Origin of the sequence: Mesorhizobium sp. M1217, from assembly GCF_040318275.1 — a bacterium.
Taxonomy (GTDB): domain Bacteria; phylum Pseudomonadota; class Alphaproteobacteria; order Rhizobiales; family Rhizobiaceae; genus Mesorhizobium.
Genome location: NZ_JAMYMA010000007.1, coordinates 143,245 through 162,183 on the forward strand (window position 1 = coordinate 143,245; position 18,939 = coordinate 162,183).

14 protein-coding genes are annotated in these 18,939 nt (G+C 62.9%); 4 read left to right on the forward strand and 10 right to left on the reverse strand.

Annotation, left to right across the window (positions count from 1 at the left end; all coding sequences use genetic code 11):
- Positions 1–18: 18 nt before the first annotated feature.
- From NKH37_RS14325 to NKH37_RS14345, 5 genes are read right to left on the reverse strand one after another with little or no spacing between them, the layout of a single operon-like run.
- On the reverse strand, positions 19–849 hold the full coding sequence (locus NKH37_RS14325) for a dipeptide ABC transporter ATP-binding protein (RefSeq protein ID WP_352483289.1): 831 nt from the start codon (positions 847–849) through the stop codon (positions 19–21).
- A complete protein-coding gene (locus tag NKH37_RS14330) occupies positions 846–1,721 on the reverse strand; it encodes an ABC transporter ATP-binding protein (RefSeq protein ID WP_352493740.1) in 876 nt (291 codons plus the stop codon). Before NKH37_RS14330 ends, NKH37_RS14325 begins: the two co-directional genes overlap by 4 nt.
- A gap of 4 nt (positions 1,722–1,725) precedes the next feature.
- On the reverse strand, positions 1,726–2,643 hold the full coding sequence (locus NKH37_RS14335; protein WP_353005304.1) for an ABC transporter permease subunit: 918 nt from the start codon (positions 2,641–2,643) through the stop codon (positions 1,726–1,728).
- A 1-nt stretch (position 2,644) separates the two neighbouring features.
- Positions 2,645–3,652: an ABC transporter permease subunit gene (locus NKH37_RS14340; protein WP_023676822.1), complete on the reverse strand. Its 1,008-nt coding sequence runs from the start codon at positions 3,650–3,652 to the stop codon at positions 2,645–2,647.
- 58 nt (positions 3,653–3,710) lie between these two features.
- Positions 3,711–5,303, reverse strand: a complete 1,593-nt coding sequence (locus NKH37_RS14345) for an ABC transporter substrate-binding protein (protein ID WP_353041107.1) — start codon at positions 5,301–5,303, stop codon at positions 3,711–3,713.
- Between the two features lie 486 nt (positions 5,304–5,789).
- On the opposite strand from NKH37_RS14345, the gene NKH37_RS14350 reads away from it, so the two are divergent.
- A complete protein-coding gene (locus NKH37_RS14350) occupies positions 5,790–7,787 on the forward strand; it encodes a long-chain-fatty-acid--CoA ligase (protein ID WP_353041109.1) in 1,998 nt (665 codons plus the stop codon).
- Positions 7,788–7,872: 85 nt separating this feature from the next.
- Complete coding sequence (locus NKH37_RS14355; protein WP_084642516.1) at positions 7,873–8,529, forward strand: class I SAM-dependent methyltransferase; 657 nt, start codon at positions 7,873–7,875, stop codon at positions 8,527–8,529.
- Here the strand turns inward: NKH37_RS14355 and NKH37_RS14360 are convergent.
- Positions 8,513–9,235, reverse strand: coding sequence for an HAD family hydrolase (locus tag NKH37_RS14360; protein ID WP_023717885.1), 723 nt, complete (start codon positions 9,233–9,235; stop codon positions 8,513–8,515). The two genes, NKH37_RS14355 and NKH37_RS14360, sit on opposite strands and share 17 nt — an antisense overlap.
- Positions 9,236–9,240: 5 nt before the next feature.
- Complete coding sequence (pgi, locus tag NKH37_RS14365; RefSeq protein WP_353005307.1) at positions 9,241–10,884, reverse strand: glucose-6-phosphate isomerase; 1,644 nt, start codon at positions 10,882–10,884, stop codon at positions 9,241–9,243.
- Between the two features lie 254 nt (positions 10,885–11,138).
- On the opposite strand from pgi, the gene pdxR reads away from it, so the two are divergent.
- Positions 11,139–12,632 carry a MocR-like pyridoxine biosynthesis transcription factor PdxR gene (gene pdxR, locus NKH37_RS14370; protein ID WP_353005308.1) on the forward strand — a complete coding sequence of 498 codons (1,494 nt, stop codon included), beginning with the start codon at positions 11,139–11,141 and terminating at the stop codon, positions 12,630–12,632.
- Between the two features lie 194 nt (positions 12,633–12,826).
- Positions 12,827–14,416 carry a trimethylamine methyltransferase family protein gene (locus NKH37_RS14375; protein WP_353005310.1) on the forward strand — a complete coding sequence of 530 codons (1,590 nt, stop codon included), beginning with the start codon at positions 12,827–12,829 and terminating at the stop codon, positions 14,414–14,416.
- A 4-nt stretch (positions 14,417–14,420) separates the two neighbouring features.
- Here NKH37_RS14375 and chrA read toward each other — a convergent pair whose 3' ends face one another.
- The 3 genes from chrA to NKH37_RS14390 all read right to left on the reverse strand — a co-directional run bounded on the left by chrA (position 14,421) and on the right by NKH37_RS14390 (position 18,715).
- The gene (gene chrA / locus NKH37_RS14380; protein WP_353041111.1) at positions 14,421–15,809 is read right to left on the reverse strand and encodes a chromate efflux transporter; all 1,389 of its coding nucleotides are present in this window, start codon (positions 15,807–15,809) and stop codon (positions 14,421–14,423) included.
- Positions 15,806–16,645 (reverse strand): chromate resistance protein ChrB domain-containing protein, encoded by an 840-nt coding sequence (locus tag NKH37_RS14385; protein ID WP_353000158.1) that lies wholly within the window; start codon positions 16,643–16,645, stop codon positions 15,806–15,808. The genes chrA and NKH37_RS14385 overlap by 4 nt, the downstream gene beginning before the upstream one ends.
- Positions 16,646–16,909: 264 nt before the next feature.
- Positions 16,910–18,715 carry an IlvD/Edd family dehydratase gene (locus NKH37_RS14390; protein ID WP_352483298.1) on the reverse strand — a complete coding sequence of 602 codons (1,806 nt, stop codon included), beginning with the start codon at positions 18,713–18,715 and terminating at the stop codon, positions 16,910–16,912.
- Between the last annotated feature and the right edge of the window lie 224 nt (positions 18,716–18,939).

The window sequence follows — 18,939 nt, forward strand, 5'->3', positions numbered from 1 at the left end:
CCGGCAAACCTCGCCGGATCAGGCGGCCTTCTTTTTCGCCAATCTTGCCTTGATGCTGGCGACGTCGGCACGCGGCGTCGCCGCGAACAGCGTCCTGGTATAGCTGTGCTTGGGGTCGGCGAAGACCTCGTCGCGCGAGCCGTATTCGACCGCTTCGCCGAAATACATCACCATCACATCGTCGGCGATATAGCGCACCACCGACAGGTCGTGGCTGATGAAAACATAGGTCAGTTGAAACTCATCCTGGAGGTCGGCGAGCAGGTTCAGAACCTGCGCCTGCACCGAAAGATCAAGTGCCGAGACCGGCTCGTCCAGCACCAGGAGGCTGGGGTTGAGCATCAGCGCGCGGGCAATGGCGATGCGCTGGCGCTGGCCGCCCGAAAACATATGCGGGTAGCGATTGTAGTGCTCGGGGCCGAGACCGACCTTTTTCAGCATCTTCATGGCGAGATCGCGCCGCTCGCCGGCCGTGCTGTCGGTGTTGATGAGCAGCGGTTCGCCAAGCACGTCGCCGATCTTCTGGCGTGGATTGAGCGAACCATAGGGGTTCTGGAAGACAATCTGCACCTTGCGGCGCATTTCCTTCGACAGGCCGTCCCTCGCGATGTCTACCTTCTTGCCGTCGATGAAAAGCTCGCCGGAGGTCGCCGGGTCGATCAGGGTGATGATGCGGGCGAGCGTTGACTTGCCGCAGCCGCTCTCGCCGACGATGGCCAGCGTCTTGCCCTTGTCGACGCTGAACGAAACACCCTTGACCGCGTGAACCGTACGGGAGGGGCGGAAAAGCCCGCCGCCGACATGATAGTCGCGCACGATGTTCTTGCCTTCGACTACCGTCACGCTCATGTGGCGGTTCCTCCCGCGGATCGGGCTGCGACTACAGATGGGGCCGGCTCGAACAGCATGTCGGAAACAGTAGGCAACCGGTCGCCGACGGCGTTTTCCGGCAGCGCCGACAGGAGCGCGCGCGTGTAATTGCTCTTGGGGGATTCGAACAGCGACAGCACGTCGGCCTCTTCCATCTTGCGGCCCTTGTATTGGACGATGACACGGTCGGCGGTCTCGGCAACCACCCCCATATTGTGGGTGATCATGATCAGGCCCATGCCGTATTTGGCCTGCAGGCCGACCAGCAGATCGAGGATCTGCTTCTGGATGGTGACGTCGAGGGCCGTGGTTGGCTCGTCGGCGATCAAAAGCTTGGGATTGCAGGCGATGGCGATGGCGATCATGACGCGCTGGCACTGGCCGCCCGACATCTGGTGCGGGAAGGAGCCCAGCCGTTCCTCAGGGTCGGCGATGCCGACCAACTTCATCAGTTCGATGGCGCGTGCCCGGCGCTGGGCGCGGTCCATGCCCATGTGAAAGCGCAGCACCTCCTCAATCTGGAAGCCGACGGTAAAGCACGGGTTGAGGCTGGCGACCGGCTCCTGGAAGATCATCGAGATGTCCTTGCCGACAATCTTGCGCCGCTCGGACGGGCCGAGCTTAAGCAGGTCGATGCCGTCGAAGGCCATGCGGTCCGCCCTCACCGTCGCCGTGTTGGGCAAAAGCCCCATCACTGCCAGCATTGCCACTGATTTTCCGGAACCGGATTCGCCGACGATCGCCAACACCTCGCGCGGTTCGACCGACAGGTCGATGCCTTGTACCGCCATGAATGGTCCAGCGGCGGTGTCGAAGGAAACGGTCAGGTTCTTGATCTCGAGAAGAGGCATTGGATTATGACCTCTTCAGCTTGGGATCGAAGGCATCGCGCAGACCATCGCCGATCAGATTGATGGCAAGCACAGTGATCAGAATGGCAAGGCCGGGGAAGGTCACTACCCAAGGCGCGCGCAGGATGAACTCGCGCGCCGAGGCGAGCATCGTGCCCCATTCCGGCGTCGGCGGCTGCGCACCGACACCGAGGAAGCCGAGCGCCGCAGCCTCGAGAATGGCGTTGGAGAAGGACAGGGTGGCCTGCACGATCAGCGGTGCCAGGCAGTTCGGCAAGATCGTCCTCACCATCAAGCGAAGATGACCGGCACCAGCCACCTTGGCGGAGATGACATATTCGCGGTTCTTTTCGGCCATCACGGCGGCGCGGGTGAGACGCGCAAAATGCGGCTGCAGCACCAGCGCGATCGCCAGCATGGCGTTGAACAGCCCGGGGCCGAGGATCGCCACCAGCACCAGCGCCAGAAGCAGCGACGGGAAGGCCAGGATAATATCCATGATGCGCATGATCAGCGTGTCGACCCAGCCGCGGAAATAGCCGGCGAGCACGCCAAGCACGATGCCGCTGGTGAGCGAGAAGACGACCACCACCAGGCCGATGAACAGCGAGAAACGCGCCCCGAAAATCAACCGCGAAAGCATGTCGCGGCCGACCGCATCGGTGCCGAGCAGGAACATCGATTTGCCGCCTTGCTGCCAGGCAGGGGGCGCCAGCAGCGCATCGCGAAACTGCTCGTCGGGCGGATGCGGCGCGACGAACGGCGCAAAGACCGCCACCAGCACCAACGCCGAAAACACGACAAGGCCGATGACCGCGCCGGTGTTCATCGAGAAGTAGTGCCAGAACTCGGCGAAGGCGCGTTGCCTGCCGCCTGTCGGGATGGAGGCAGCGGTGGCTTCGGCGGCGGATTCGTCGGTCATCTCACTGCACCCGGATGCGCGGATTGATGACGGCGTAGAGCACGTCGACGATCAGGTTCACCGCCATGACGATCAGCGCGATGATCAGCAATCCGCTCTGAACGACGACATAGTCGCGCTTGCCGATGGCGTCGATCATCCATTTGCCGATGCCGGGCCAGGAAAAAATGGTTTCGGTAAGAATGGCGCCCGCCATCAACGTGCCGACCTGCAGTCCGATGGTGGTGACCACCGGAATCAGCGCGTTGCGAAAAGCGTGCAGCCCGATGACACGGCGCGGCGCCAGGCCCTTGGCGCGCGCGGTGCGGACATAGTCCTCGCCCAGCACCTCAAGCATCGCCGAGCGAGTCTGGCGCGCTATGACGGCAAGCGGGATCGTCGCCAGCACGATGGACGGCAGGATCAAATGGCTGACGGCGGATTTGAAAGCGCCGCTCCTGCCGGAGATCAGGCTGTCGATGAGCATGAACCCGGTCGTCGGCCTGAAGAAATACTGCAGGCCGATGCGGCCGGAAACCGGCGTCCAGCCGAGATAACCGGAGAAGAAGATGATGAGCAGCAACCCCCACCAGAAGATCGGCATCGAATAGCCGGTCAGCGCGACACCCATCGTCGCCTGGTCGAACCACGAGCCGCGCTTGACCGCCGCGAAGATACCGGCAGGAATGCCGAGCAGGACGGCGATGATCAACGCCACCGTCGCCAGTTCCAGCGTGGCTGGAAACAGCGCCTGGAATTCGCCGAGCACTGGCCGCTTGGTGGCAATCGATATGCCGAAATCGCCGGTCAGGACCCTGCCGATATATTCCAGGTACTGGATGACATAAGGCCGGTTGTAGCCAAACTGCTCGATGAGCTGGGCGTAGCGTTCGGGGCTGACGCCGCGCTCGCCGGCCAGGGCCAGAATGGGATCGCCGGGCAGAAGCCGGACGAAAGCGAACGCCGCCAGCGATATGCCGAACACGGTCGGGATGATCAAAGCGAGCTTGTGGAGGAGATAACGGAGCATCTTGCTTCATAGAACGGCGGCGCAGGAAGTCCAGCGCCGCCGTTCAATTTCTCAGGACTTATTCGGTGACGTCGACGCCGTCAAACCGATGAATGCCGAGCGGGTCCATAACGAAGCCCGACACCTTCTTGTTCATCGGCATGAAGACCTTGGAGTGGGCGATGGTCAGCCACGGAGCCTCACGCTTGAACACCACCTGAGCTTCCTCGTAGATCTTGGTGCGCTCGGCCACGTCCGTCGTCGCCTTGCCTTTTTTCAGCAGGGCTTCGAATTCCTGGTTGCACCAGATCGCATAATTGGACTGGCCGATGGCATCGCAACCGAGCAGGAAAAAGAAGTTGTCCGGATCGCCATTGTCACCGGTCCAGCCCAGCTGGAAGGCGCCGTCGCGATCCTTGGCCTTGCCGCGCTGGCGGTACTCGGTCCATTCGTAGCTGACGATCTCCGCCTTGACGCCGACGGCAGCGTAGTCGGCCTGGATCAACTCGGCGACGCGCTGGGCGTTCGGGTTGTAGGGGCGGCTGACCGGCATAGCCCAGATCTTCATCGAGAGATCCTTGACGCCTGCATCGGCCAGCATCTTCTTGGCCGCCTCCGGATCGTAGGGATCGTCCTTGATGTCCTTGTTATAGGACCACATGGTCGGTGGGATCGGGTTGATGGCCGGCGCGCCGGCGCCCTGATAGACCGCGTCGATGATCGCCTTCTTGTTGACCGCCATGTTGAGGGCCTTGCGGACCTCGACCTTGTCAAAGGGCGGCTGCGTCGTATTGTAAGCCATGTAGCCGATATTCAGGCCTTCCTGCTCGTCCACCTTGAGGTTCGTGTCGGCCTGCAGTCCGGCGATGTCGGCCGGCGCCGGGTACGACATGATATCGCACTCGCCTGCCTTCAGCTTCTGCGCGCGCACGGCCGGATCGGGCGTGATGGCGAAGATCAGATCGTCGATCTTCTGGCGGCCGCCATAGTAGCCGTCCCATGCGGCGTAGCGGATGACCGCATCGACCTGGTAGTCGACGAACTGGAACGGACCGGTGCCGACCGGCTTCTGGGTGAACTGCTGCCTGGTGCCGGCCTTGTCGAGCTGGTCGGCATATTCCTTGGAGACGATCGAGGCGAAATCCATGCCGAGGTCAGGCAGGAAGGCGACTTCAGGCTTGTTCAGAACGAATTTCACGGTCAGGTCGTCGACCTTGACGATTTCCTTCAGGAGATCGGGGAAGCCCATGCCGGTGAAATATTCCCAGCCGGTGCCTTCCAGATAGCTGTACCACGGGCTTTCTTTCTTCCACTGGCGTTCGAAGGAAAAGATCACGTCGTCGGCATTGAGGTCGCGAGTCGGCGTAAAATAGTCGGTCGTCTGGAATTTCACACCCGGGCGAAGCTTGAATGTATATTCGAGACCGTCGTCGGAAACCGTCCAGCTCTCTGCGAGGCCGGGCGAAATGGTGGTCTTGCCATGCTCGAACTCGACCAGGCGCGAATAGATAGTGCGCGACGAGGCGTCGAAGTCGTTGCCGCCGCTCCATGGCGACGGGTCGAAGCCGGCCGGCGATGCCTCCGAGCAATAGACCAGTTGTTTTGCATTGGCCATGCCGCCGAGGACGCTTGCAGCCAGCAACGCGGCTGCAAAAGTCAGTTTCTTTTTCATTGAGCACTCCCTGATGTTCTTCCAAGCCCCTCGATCAGGCTCGCGAAGGGCGCATATAAGCACCGTTTTTCAGGCTTTGGAACTCCTCGTTTGCCTAACCCACGGTAAGCAGAAAAAAATTCCGGTACAGGCTGAATTGTAGAAAAAACTAATCGAATCTTGAGATCACGAGATTATTAACGACCTCAATTTTTTATTGATTGGCGATATCGGCAACATTGGCCGACCGGCGCATTCGGATCGCCACGGGTGCCGAAAGATGCTGTCTGCAACGCGTCCGAACGGATCGGCTTGACGACCACGTCTTCCCGTTCTGCCGAAGGGGGAAGACTTGCACCGCCGCCAGTAGTCGCAATACATAGACGGCATGCTGGATTTCCAGGAATCCCGACATCGCGGTAGCGGAGGATGCCTCTGATCGTCAGGAGTCGGCGCGGTGGCACGAAAAGCGACCAGAGACAATAAGAACGACCGAGGGAGCGACAGGTGGCAAAAGCAGCAAAGACAACGACCCCTGCGAAAGCAGGGGCCAAGGCCGCCTCGAAAGCGGTCGAGCGAGCGAGTAAATCAAAGGCCGCCGCCGTGAAGGCCGTCAAGCCGAAGGCTGTCACCGCGCCCGCGAAGACAAGCGCGAAGCCGGCGGCGAAAACCGCGGCTGGAAAGTCTGCCAAGCCGGCAGCCAGTAAGACGGCGACCCCCGCAAAGTCCGACGCTGCTGCCAAGCCGGCGGCGAAGGCAGTGCCGACTGCGCCAAAACCGCCGGCAGGTCCGGCCAAGAGATTACCGAAGGCGATCACGTCGCTGGCCGCCGGCCTGCCGGAAAAACCCTGGCTCAAGAGTTATCCAAAGATCGTGCCGGCCGAGATCGGCGCCCTGCCCTCCAGCTCGATCGGCGACTTTCTCGTCGCCGCCTGCAAGCAGTTTGCGAATCGGCCGGCCTTCGTCTGCATGGGCAAATCGATCACATATGCCGATCTCGAGCGACGGTCGGCGGCCTTTGGCGCTTATCTGCAATCAAAGGGGCTGCAGAAGGGCGCGCGTGTCGCGCTGATGATGCCGAACGTGCTGCAATATCCGGTGGCGATGATGGCAGTGCTTCGCGCCGGCTATGTCGTGGTGAACATCAACCCGCTCTACACGCCGCGCGAGCTGGAGCACCAGCTCAAGGATTCCGGCGCTCAAGCCATTGTCATCCTCGAAAATTTCGCCTGCACCTTGCAGGCGGTGATCGCCAGGACCGCGGTCAAGCATGTCGTGGTCGCCACGATGGGCGACATGCTCGGCGGGCTCAAGGGAACGATCGTCAACTTCGTCGTGCGCCGCGTCAAGAAGATGGTGCCGGCATGGTCGCTGCCCGGCCATGTCAAATTCAACGCCGCATTGAAGGCCGGCGCCGGCGTGACCTTCAAACCCGCCGAGGTCGTGGCCGGCGACATCGCCTTCCTGCAATATACGGGCGGTACGACCGGCATCTCCAAGGGCGCGATGCTTTTGCACAGCAATGTCTTGGCGAACGTCGCGCAGAACGCGCTCTGGGTCGAAGACGCCTACACGGTCAAGCCGAAACCGGCGCATATGAACTTCCTCTGCGCGCTGCCCCTCTATCATATCTTTGCGCTCACAGTGAACGCGATGATGGGAATGCAGCAGGGCGCGCAGAACGTGCTCATCCCCAATCCGCGCGACATTCCCGGCTTCGTCAAGGAGCTGCAGAAATACCCGATCCACATCTTTCCTGGCCTCAACACGCTGTTCAATGCGCTGCTCAATAATGAGGATTTTCGCAGGCTCGACTTCAAGCCGCTGATCCTGACGCTGGGTGGCGGCATGGCAGTGCAGAAGGGCATCGCAGAGCGCTGGAAGGCGCTGACCGGCTGCCCGATCAGCGAGGCCTACGGACTCTCCGAAACCTCGCCGGGGGCGACCGCCAACAAATTCAGCGACGGAGTCTACACCGGCACGATCGGGCTGCCGCTGCCCTCGACCGAGATCGCCATCCGCGACGACGATGGCAACAATTTGCCGCTCGGCGAGGTCGGCGAAATCTGCATCCGCGGACCGCAGGTGATGGCCGGCTACTGGAACCGGCCGGACGAGACCGCCAAGGTGATGACCGAGGACGGCTTCTTCAAATCGGGCGACATGGGCTTCATGGACGAGCGCGGCTACACCAAGATCGTCGACCGCAAGAAGGACATGATCCTGGTTTCCGGCTTCAACGTCTACCCGAACGAACTCGAGGAGGTGGTGGCGCAGCATCCGGGCGTACTCGAGGTGGCGGCGATCGGCGTGCCGGACGAGCATTCGGGTGAAGTGCCAAAGCTGTTCGTCGTCAAAAAGGACCCGGCACTGACCGCCGAGATGCTGACGGCTTATTGCCGCGAGAACCTGACCGGCTACAAGCGCCCCAGATATATCGAGTTCCGCACCGAACTGCCGAAGACACCGGTCGGCAAGATCCTGCGACGAGCGTTGCGGGGCTAGGCGCAGCTTGAGCGATTGCATCGTCGGCACTACCGCCGTGGATATAGGTTCGCGGCCAGACCCGGCAGAGTTCATCCGGGCGCACATGCGGATCGCCCCCGTGCCCGCGCTTCCCGAAATCCGGCTTTACACCGCCCATCCGGGAAGCGGCCTCAGGCGGCTTCTCGAATGGAACCAACATGGGACCGAAGAAGACGAACCTGAACCGGAGCCACCGTACTGGGCCTATGTCTGGGCCGGCGGCGCGGTGCTTGCCCGCTACATAATCGACCGGCCGGAGACCGTGGCCGGGCGTCGCGTGCTCGACCTCGGCGCCGGCTCGGGCCTCGTCGGCATCGCTGCGGCGAAAGCCGGAGCCAGCGCGGTCGTCGCGGCCGAGATCGATCGTAATGGTGTGGTTGCGCTCAGCCTCAATGCGACTGCGAACGGCGTCGCTATCATGATCGTTGGCGACGACATCACCGGCGGTCCGCCGCCACCGGTGGACATCGTGGTGGTCGGCGACCTGTTTTACGCCCGCGATCTTGCCGGCCGGGTCGTTCCCTTCCTCGACCGCTGCCTTGCTGCCGGCATCGCCGTGCTGATCGGCGATCCGGGCCGCGCCTATCTGCCGCGCTCGCGGCTTCGCCTGCTGGCCGAATACGAGGTGCCGGATGTCGGCGAGGGCAGGAATGCGGCGATGAAACCGAGCGGCGTGTTCTCGTTCGGACCAGATAACTACGAGTCTAGACCGTCTCGCTGACCCGGGCCGCAAGAAAATCGGGCAGATCGGCCACCGAATCCAGGATGACGTCGGCGATCTGTGACAGCGATTCACGTGTGCCGGTGCCGGACAGCACGCCGATCGCCAGGCCGCAGCCGCCGGCGCGCGCCATCTCCAGATCGTGACGATTGTCGCCGACCATTGCGATCGTCGCCGGCCTGAGCCCTGTCAGATCCGAAAAGGCAAGGATCGTATCCGGCGCCGGTTTTGGATTGGCCACCGCGTCGTAACCATAGGCGGCTTCGAAAAGCTGCGCGACGCCCAGCGTGACCAAGGTCTTTTCCGCGCCGCTGGTCGAGTCGTTGGTGGCGACGCCAAGCCGGTAGGATTTTCTGTGAAGCAGCCCAAGCGTCTCGACCACACCCGGCAGCGCCACGGCCATCGCCGATCCTTGCGCCGAAGTGATGGCATTGAAGCGGGCGACGGCAAGCATCTGGTCCTCGTCGGACAGCCGCGGAAACCACAGTTCGACGACGTCCATGTTGGTCCCGGAGGCAAAGATAGAATCCGGCTTGAAGCGCCTGGTGGCGAAGTCGAAGCCCGCCGCCGCAAGCAGCCTGTCTGCCTTCCAGCGATCGCCTTCGGCCGCATCCATCGCCATGAAGTCGGCGATGCCCAGCCATGTCGCGTTGAAATCCACGAGCGTGCCGTCCTTGTCGAACAATATTCCCTTGATGTCCGCCAAGCTTTTCACTCCGGGCCGCGCAAGCGGTGAATGTATTCCACCAGTCCGGCAGTCGAGGCATCCCGCTTTGCGGCATTCTCCTTGCCTTCAACAACGGGCAGCAGCCCGGTCGCCAGTTCCTTGCCGAGCTCGACGCCCCACTGGTCGAAGGAGTTGATGTTGAACAGCGTGCCTTCGACGAAGACGCGATGTTCGTAAAGCGCAATCAGCCGTCCGAATGTATGTGGGTCGAGCTTCCTGTAGAGGATCGTCACCGAGGGGCGGTCGCCGGAGAAGACGCGGTGCGGAGCAACCCTGTCGACATCGGCGGGCTTCATGCCTTTCGCCAGCATCTGCGCGCGGGCTTCCTCAAGCGTGCGGCCCTTCATGAAGGCTTCCGACTGCGCCAGGCAATTGGCGAGCAGAAGGTCGTGATGATGCTTCAGTTCCGGCTCGTGGCCGACGGCAGCGGCGAGGAATTCGACCGGAATGAAATCGGTGCCCTGATGCAGAAGCTGGAAGAAGGCGTGCTGGCCGTTGGTGCCGGGCTCGCCCCAGACCAGCGGGCCGGTCGGCGTCGTCACAGCGCCGCCATCCAGGGTGACGCTCTTGCCGTTCGATTCCATGTCGAGCTGCTGCAAATAGGCCGGCAGCCTGGACAGACGCTGATCGTAGGGGATGACGGCGCGAGCCGGATATTTGCAGATCACGCGATGCCACCAGCCGATCAGCCCCATCAGCGCCGGCAGGTTCTTCGCTAGCGGCGCGGTGCGGAAATGCTCGTCCATCTCATGGGCGCCGTCGAGAAAGGCGCGAAAATCCTTAGGGCCTATGGCGATCATCACCGGCAGGCCGATCGCACCCCAGACGGAATAGCGACCGCCGACCCAGTCCCAGAAGCCGAAGACGCGGTCGGCTGCGATGCCGAATTTGGCGACCAGGTCGAGCGCCGTCGAGACGGCGGCGAAATGCTTGCCGACCGCTTCCTTGCCGAGCGCCTTCTCGACCCATCTGCGTGCCGTCTCGGCATTGGTCATCGTCTCAACCGTGGTGAAGGTCTTGGAGGCGATGATGAACAGGGTGGTTTCGGCGGAAAGACCCTTCAACGTGTCGTGGATATGGGCACCGTCGATATTGGACACGTAATGCGCGCGCGGCCCGTCATGATAGGGCGCCAGCGCCAAGGTCGCCATGGCCGGGCCGAGATCGGAGCCGCCGATGCCGATGTTGACGATGTCGGTGATCTTCTTGCCGGTCGCGCCGGCCGCCTTACCGGAACGCACCGCGTCGGCGAAGGCGCCCATCGCGTCGAGTACGCCGAGGACTTCCGCCTTCACGTCCTGGCCGTCGAGCACGATGCCTTTGCCGGTAAGGTTACGCAGCGCAGTATGCAGCACAGCGCGGCCTTCGGTGACGTTGATCTTCTTGCCGGCAAACATCGCGGCGCGCCGGCCTTCGAGATCGGCGGCCTCAGCTAGGTTCTCCAGCAACTCCATCGTCCGCGCATCGACCGCGCATTTCGACCAGTCGAGCAGCAGTTCGCCGTCGCTGGCGGAGAATTTCTCGAAGCGCTGCGGATCGGCAGCGAAAGCCTCGCGCATCGAGCCTGATTTGGCCGCACGATGATCGCGCAACGCATCGAGCTGCTTTTGAAAGGACGATTGATCCACTGCTTCGCTCCGGTCTCTTGAATGTATCTTATCAGGCCGGATGTTTCCGGCGCGTGTCGTCGCGGCAAACTATCGGGTCGAATTCCATCCGTTTCAATGCGCAGCGATGCCGCAGCGCAGCGTGGGCCGGCGCAAAGGATCACTGGCATAAATCCCAGCGATCAGAAAAATTGATTGGCGCAACACCTTGTGCCACCGGTACATTCGACTAGTCCAGCCAAGTGAAAAAAGCTGGCCATCGAGGAACATCTCCCATGCCACAGCGAAACGACACGGCCATATGGTCCGGCCTGTTCCGGATTTCGGCGGAATCCGGTCAGACCCTGCAGGCGCAGATCCGTCAGGCGATCGTCGCCGCCATCCTCGACCGGCAGATCGCGGCTTCCATGCCGCTTCCGTCCTGCCGGATTCTTGCCGAAAAACTCGGCGTGGCGCGCGGCACCGTGGTGCTGGCCTTCCAGCAGCTGGTCGATCAGGGGTTCCTGGTGGCGCGCGAGCGCCGCGGCCATTTCGTCAATCCCGAAGTGCTGGCGACGCCGGCCAAGCCGCAGCAGAAAGCGCCCGACCAGGCCAACGAGATCGACTGGAAGGCCCGCCGGCAGATCGCGGCGAGCGACATGCCACCGCCGGCCAAGCACGACAACTGGATCAAATCGTCCTACCCCTTCGTCTATGGCCAGTTCGACCCGGCGCTGTTCCCGACCGCCGAATGGCGCGAGTGCAACCGCATGGCGCTGGCGGTGCTCGAAATCCGCAACTGGGCGTCCGACATGGTCGACCGCGACGATCCGCTCCTGATCGAGCAGATCCAGGCACGGCTGCTGCCGCGACGCGGCATCTTCGCCAATCCGGACGAGATCATCGTGACGCTGGGGGCGCAGAACGCGCTTTACATGCTGGCGACGCTGTTGATGACGAAAGGCTCCAAGGTGGCGATGGAGGATCCGGGCTATCCCGATGCACGTTCGATCTTCCGGCTGGCCGGCGCCGAGATCCAGCCGGTTCCGGTCGACCACTCCGGCATCGTAACCTCGGCCATTCCCAATGATTCTGGCTTCGTCTTCGTCACGCCCAGCCACCATTGCCCGACCATGGTGCCGCTGTCGGCGGAGCGGCGGCAGGATCTTTTGGCGCGCGCCAACCGCTACAACCAGATCATCATCGAGGACGGATATGACAGCCAGCTCCTGGACGAGGCGCCGCAGCAGGCGCTGAAGAGCCTCGATCGGTCCGGCCGCGTCGTCTACGTCGGCTCGATGTCGAAGACGCTGGCTCCCGGCCTCAGGCTCGGCTACATCGTCGCCTCGGCCGGGCTGATCTCCGAGCTTCGGGCGCTACGCCGCTTCATGCTGCGCCACCCGCCGGCGAACAACCAGCGCGCCGTCGCATTGTTCCTGTCGCTCGGCCATCACGAGGCGCTGGTGCGGCGGCTGTCGAGCGCCTTCGACGAGAGGCGCAAGCGTCTGGTCCATGCGATTTCCGCCTTCCTGCCGGAGTGGCGCTCGACCGATTCGGCCGGCGGCACGTCGCTCTGGCTCGAGGGACCGCGCGGCACCGATTCGCGCGGGCTGGCGGAGGCCGCGGCCTCGCGCAGCGTCATCATCGAGCCTGGCGACCGCTTCTTCGACCGCACCGAAAAGCCATCGCGTTTCATGCGCTTGGGCATTTCCTCGATCGCGTTGCAGCACATCGAACCCGGCATCCGCGAACTGGCGACGGCAGCTGGACGCAGGCCGGCAGCGGCCTGATCTCCCTTCCCCGACCGGAGCCTGGCGCAGGTAGTGCGGCTCCGGTTCTTTAGCTCCTTGGCATATGCGACGGGACCGGCTGGCACATAGGCTGTGCCAATGCCGGCGGCATAGTCGCTGTATAAAGGGGACGAAGCAGGCCGATGGTGGACCAACCGCCGCGCCCGCTCCGCAGCTAAAGTTGGAGTGCCTTCATGCCAATGGCCCATGAGAAGCAGGACGTGTCCGCAGACCAGCGTTCGCGGCGGTCCGGCGGGCGCGAGGCGCGCCGCGCCATGCGGGCGGCACCGCTCGCCGACGACGTCAAGCCGGTGCGCGCCGGCCTCGAAGGCGGAAGCTACAGCCCGCTCAGCGGCAATGATTGCGAACGTATCCACGAGGCTGTGCTTACCCTTCTGGAGACGGTCGGTTTCGCCAACGCCATCCCCTCCTGCATCGAGGCACTGACCAAGGCCGGCGCAACGCTTGGCGAGGACGGCCGCCTGCGCTTTCCTCGCGGTATGGTGGTCGAAACGATCAAGAAAGCGGCGCGGCATTTCACCCTGCACGGCCAGGATCCGAAGCACGACATGGTGATCCAGGGCAAGCGTGTGCATTACGGCACGGCTGGTGCTGCGGTGCATCTTGTCGATGTCGAAAAGCGTGAGTATCGCGAGTCGCTGCTGCAGGACATTTACGATGCGGCGCGTCTGGTCGAGGGGCTCGACAACATCCATTTCTTCCAGCGGCCGATGGTGCCACGCGACATCCCCGACCCGCTCGATATGGATTTCAACACGCTCTACGCCTGTGTCATGGGCACGTCGAAGCATGTCGGCACCTCGTTTACCGTGCGTGAGAACGTCAAGCCGGCGCTCGACATGCTCTATGCCATCGCCGGCGGCGAAGAGAATTTTCGCGCCCGGCCTTTCGTCTCCAATTCGAACTGTTTCGTCGTGCCGCCGATGAAGTTTGCCGAGGACGCCTGCGGCGTGCTCGAAGCCTGTGTCCAGGGCGGCATTCCGATCCTGCTGCTGTCGGCAGGCCAGGCAGGTGCGACGGCACCGGCGGCGATTGCCGGTGCCGTGGTGCAGGCGGTCGCCGAAGTGCTGGTCGGCCTAATCTATGTCAACGCCATCAAGCCGGGCCACCCGGCAATCTTCGGCACCTGGCCGTTCGTCTCGGACCTCCGGACCGGCGCCATGTCGGGCGGTTCGGCCGAGCAGGCGGTGCTGACCGCGGCCTGCGCGCAGATGGCGCAATTTTACGACCTGCCGGGCGGTTCGGCCGCCGGCATGACGGATTCGAAACTGCCTGACATTCAGTCCGGCTACGAAAAGGGCATAACCGACGTGATGGCCGGTCTTGCCGGCCTCAACCTGGTTTACGAATCGGCCGGCATGCACGCCTCGCTGCTCGGCTTTTGCCTTGAGAGCCTGATCATCGACAACGACATGCTCGGCCACTGCCTGCGCTGCGTGCGTGGCATCGAGGTGACGGACGAGTCGCTGTCGATCGACACCATCACCGATGTCTGCCTGAAGGGCCCGGGCCATTATCTCGGCAACGAGCAGACGCTGCGGCTGATGCAGACCGAATATTTCTATCCGGCCGTCGGCGACCGCTTTTCGCCGAAGGAATGGAATGAGAAAGGCAGGCCCGACATCTTGCAGCGGGCGATCATCGAGAAGAAACGCGTGCTTGCCGAACGCTTCCCGCGCCATGTGCCGAAGCCCGTCGACGACAAATTGCGCGCCCGTTTCGGCGATATGATCAAGCTGCCGCGCGGCAGAATGGGCGGCTGAGGCGTTACCCGCTCGCCGCCAGCAACAAGACGCCGGCCAGCGCCGATCCGTCAAGCGTCGGCAGCATGCCGATCTTCAGCTTCAGAATGGCGATCATGGAGGCACAGGAAAGCAGCGCCGCGCGCCAGTCTATCGATGAAAGCACCGGCACGTCCATTCCAAGCCCGACATTGCGCACTTCGCCGAAGATGACGTGCAAGCCGAACCATAGAGCGAGATTCATGATGACGCCGACGACGGCGGCGGTGATCGCACCGAGCGCCGCCGACAGCGCCTTGTTGCCGCGCAGCGCTTCGATGTAAGGCGCGCCAAGGAATATCCATAAAAAACATGGGGTAAACGTCGCCCACAGCGTGAACAGCCCGCCAAACAACCCGGCAAGCAGCGGCGCCAGCGAGCCCGACTGGCGGAAGGCGGCGACGAAGCCGACGAACTGCAAGACCAGGATAAGCGGGCCCGGCGTGGTTTCGGCAAGTCCGAGGCCGTCGACCATTTCACCGGGTGCCAGCCAGCCGAAGTACTCGACCGCTGCCTGCGCCACATAGGCAAGGGCCGCGTAGGCGCCGCCGAAGGTAACGACCGCCATGACACTGAAGAAGCCACCGATTTGCGTCCAGACGCTGGCCGAGCCGGTGACAGCCCAGACCAGCAGAACAGGCCCGAGCCAGATCGGCAGCCAGATCGCCAAGATGCGCGGCGCGTGCCATCGCGTCGGCCTGACGTGGGTCAGTTCACCGCGCTCGAACATCAGATCGACCGCGCCCTTGATGTCGGGAACATCGCCCTTGCCATGCGAGGCGCCGGAAAAAAATGCCGGCGCACTACGGTTGCCGATCCAGCCTGCCAGGCCGGCAAGCAGGACGATCAGCGGAAACGGAACGTTCAACGCGTAGATGGCGATGAAGGCGGCGAGTGCGATCGACACCATGACCGGGTTTTTCAGCGCGCGTCTGCCGATCCGGATCACCGCCTCGATGACAATGGCGAGCACGGTCGCCTTGACCCCGAAAAACAGCGCCGCGACGAGTGGTACATCGCCGTAGAGCGCATAGAGGCTGCTCAGGAAGAGCATGACAAGCGCGCCCGGCACGACGAAGAGAATGCCGGCAACAAGGCCGCCGACCGTTTTGTGCAGCAACCAGCCGATATAGATGGCAAGTTGCTGGGCCTCGGGGCCAGGCAGCAGCATGCAGTAGTTCAACGCATGCAGGAAACGCTGTTCGCCGATCCAGCGCCGTTCCTCGACCAGTTCCTTGTGCATGAGTGCGATCTGCCCGGCCGGGCCGCCAAAGCTGAGCACGCCGATTTTCGCCCAGACTTTCACGGCCTGCCGGAAGCTCGGCACAACCGGCTCTTGGATCTCCGGCGGCTTTTTCGAAAGGACGGCGCTCACGAAGGCTTGCCCGCGCCGAGATTGCCCGTGCCGGCGGCCGGCCAGTTATGCGTCTCCTCGGTGGCATCGCGGCACCAGCGGAAGAACGCATCGTAAAGCAGCATGCCGGCCTCGAGCTGCTCCAGATCGTCGCGAAACATCCGTGACAGGCCAAGCGAGGCGGCCAGGAACCCGGCCGCCTGTGGGACAAGATCGAGGCTCGCAGTATCGGCAGCGCGTATGATCGTGGCGAGGCGATCGAGCGCTTCGGATTTTAGTCCGAACTCCTCGATCATGGTATCGAAGGTGCAGCGTTCGCCGCGGTGGCTCCAGAACACGTTCTCGATGTCGAAAGGCACGGCCTGAAAGCGATCGGCGACGGCCGCCACTTCGGCCGGCTCGACGAAGAGAAAGACCGCGTGAGGATTGATGAAGCGTCGGATCAGCCAGGGGCACGCGATGCGATCGACCTTCGGGCGCGTACGCGTCACCCAAACGGTGCGGCCCTTGGCATCGGCGGGCGGTATCTTGCCGGTGTGAACCAAAAGCCCCTTGGCATCGCGCCATGCCTCAAACCCGCCTTCGAGCGATTCGGCGGCAATGCCCTCGTGCCGCAGCCATGCGGCCACGCCTTGCGAGAGCTTTTTTCCCTGTTGGCAGACGACCGTCACTTGCTGGCCAGTGAATTCGCCAGCCCAGGTGGCGACAGCCTTGAAGTCCCGCCGAGTTGAGCCCGGCAACAGGCGCGGATCGGCGTTGTAGTCATCGTCGGTGCGGACTTCGATGATTGCGGGCGCACCCGGCAGCCCAATCAGACGAGACAGTTGCGATACAGTGATAGCGGTTGTTGACGGCATGGCGTCCACCTCCTTGAACGAGAAGCTTGGACGCGAACGTTGGGCTGACGCCTCACGGGGTCGTCGCGATGCACCCCTTACGATGATCGTGGATTTGTCACGCCCGCTTGTCAAGCATTCCCGTTCTCGCGGGAGCAATCGCTTTTGACAAATGACCGCGTCCAACTCTGTGGCGGGCATTTCTCCCCGTTAACGGGCTGTTAACGGGGAGAAATGAGGTGACCGTTACGCTGGCGACCTGACGGCTCGTGCGACGGACCCTGGTCAGTGATTGTCCCTCGGCACGCCGCTTGTATGAGCCACATCCTGGTACTTCACCGCCGGCTTCAGCACCATGCCTTCGGAAAACTGGTCGACCATGCCGCGCTGGATTTCCTGCCACGGCGTCTGGTGCTTCGGATAGTGATAGCCGCCATTGTTCTGCAGCTCGGCGCGGCGCCGCGTGATCTCGTCGTCGCTGACGAGGATGTCGGCGGTACCCTTGCGCAGGTCGATGCGGACGCGATCGCCGGTCTTCAGCAGCGCCAGGCCGCCGCCGATGGCGGCTTCCGGCGAGGCGTTGAGGATCGACGGCGAGCCCGACGTGCCTGACTGACGACCGTCGCCGATACAGGCCAGCGCGTGGATGCCCTTTTTGATCAGATAGGCAGGCGGCTGCATGTTGACGACTTCGGCGCCGCCGGGATAGCCGATCGGGCCGGCGCCGCGCATGAACAGGATGGTGTGCTCGTCGATGCCCTGTGCCGGGTCGTCGATGCGGGCGTGATAATCCTCGGGGCCGTCGAAGACCATGGCGTTGCCCTCGAACGCTTCCGGGTCCTTCGGGTTCGACAGATAGCGTTCGCGGAATTCGGGCGAGATGCCACTGGTCTTCATGATCGCCGAATCGAACAGATTGCCCTTGAGGTTGATGAAGCCGGCATTGGCTTTCAGCGGCTCGGCAACCGTGCGGATGACGTCGAGGTTCTCGTTGACGGCGCCGCTGCAATTGTCGCCGATGGTCTTGCCGTTAGCGGTCATGGCTTCCGGATAGGGCAGCATGCCGCCCTTCATCAGTTCGGCGATCACAGCCGGCACGCCGCCGGCATGGTGATAGTCCTCGCCGAGATATTCGCCGGTCGGCTGCAGATTGACGATGAGCGGAATGTTGAGGCCAACCTTCTGCCAATCGTTGTTGTCGAGCGGCACGCCGAGGTGGCGGGCGATGGCGTTGAGGTGGATCGGCGCATTGGTCGAGCCGCCGATCGCCGAGTTGACGACGATGGCGTTCTCGAAGGCCTTGCGGGTCATGATGTCGGAGGGCTTCAGATCCTCATGCACCATGTCGACGATGCGCTTTCCAGTCTCATAGGCGATCTGGCCGCGTTCGCGATAGGGGGCGGGGATTGCGGCCGAGCCCGGCAATTGCATGCCGAGCGCCTCGGCCAACGAATTCATCGTGGTAGCGGTGCCCATCGTGTTGCAATAGCCGGTCGACGGCGCCGAGGAGGCGACGATGTCCATGAACTCGTCATAGCCGATCTCGCCGGCCGACAGGCGCTGGCGCGATTCCCAGACGATGGTGCCGGAGCCGGTGCGCTTGCCCTTGTGCCAGCCGTTGAGCATCGGGCCGACCGAAAGCGCGATAGCCGGAATGTTGACGGTAGCCGCGGCCATCAGCATGGCCGGCGTCGTCTTGTCGCAGCCGATGGTGAGCACCACGCCGTCGAGCGGATAGCCGTAGAGCACCTCGACCAGGCTGAGATAGGCAAGGTTGCGGTCGAGCGCAGCTGTCGGCCGCTTGCCGGTTTCCTGGATCGGGTGGCAAGGAAACTCGAAAGGAATGCCGCCCATCGAGACGATGCCCTCGCGCACGCGCTTGGCCAGTTCGATGTGATGGCGGTTGCAGGGCGACAGGTCCGAGCCGGTCTGGGCGATGCCGATCAGCGGCTTGCCGGACATCAGTTCGGCCCGCGTCAGCCCGTAATTCAGGTAGCGCTCCAGATAAAGTGCTGTCATGCCCGGATTGTCGGGATTGTCGAACCACTCTTGCGAGCGAAATTTTTTCTTGCTGGTGGGGGCGCCTGCCATCGTGGTCTCCGTATTTGTATGACAAATCGATATGACAACGCGCGGGAGCAGGCAAGGGCACGCGCCATCCGAATCCGCACTTTGGTGCGATAGACACACATCTGCCTCCGCGCCAGAGGGGATCGTGGTTTGTCAGCCCGCTATCCCGGAAAAGTTCGAGCATGTCGTCGCGGACCCCACCCGACCCTTGCGGCCACCTCCCCTCAAGGGGCCGACTTGGGGAG

Excerpts from the sequence above, each read along its gene's own strand:
- NKH37_RS14325 (WP_352483289.1), bottom strand. The coding sequence starts at position 849 with ATGAGCGTGACGGTAGTCGAAGGCAAGAACATCGTGCGCGACTATCAT.
- NKH37_RS14330 (WP_352493740.1), bottom strand. The coding sequence starts at position 1,721 with ATGCCTCTTCTCGAGATCAAGAACCTGACCGTTTCCTTCGACACCGCC.
- NKH37_RS14335 (WP_353005304.1), bottom strand. The coding sequence starts at position 2,643 with ATGACCGACGAATCCGCCGCCGAAGCCACCGCTGCCTCCATCCCGACA.
- NKH37_RS14340 (WP_023676822.1), bottom strand. The coding sequence starts at position 3,652 with ATGCTCCGTTATCTCCTCCACAAGCTCGCTTTGATCATCCCGACCGTG.
- NKH37_RS14345 (WP_353041107.1), bottom strand. The coding sequence starts at position 5,303 with ATGAAAAAGAAACTGACTTTTGCAGCCGCGTTGCTGGCTGCAAGCGTC.
- NKH37_RS14355 (WP_084642516.1), top strand. The coding sequence starts at position 7,873 with ATGCGGATCGCCCCCGTGCCCGCGCTTCCCGAAATCCGGCTTTACACC.
- pdxR (WP_353005308.1), top strand. The coding sequence starts at position 11,139 with ATGCCACAGCGAAACGACACGGCCATATGGTCCGGCCTGTTCCGGATT.
- NKH37_RS14375 (WP_353005310.1), top strand. The coding sequence starts at position 12,827 with ATGCCAATGGCCCATGAGAAGCAGGACGTGTCCGCAGACCAGCGTTCG.
- NKH37_RS14385 (WP_353000158.1), bottom strand. The coding sequence starts at position 16,645 with ATGCCGTCAACAACCGCTATCACTGTATCGCAACTGTCTCGTCTGATT.
- NKH37_RS14390 (WP_352483298.1), bottom strand. The coding sequence starts at position 18,715 with ATGGCAGGCGCCCCCACCAGCAAGAAAAAATTTCGCTCGCAAGAGTGG.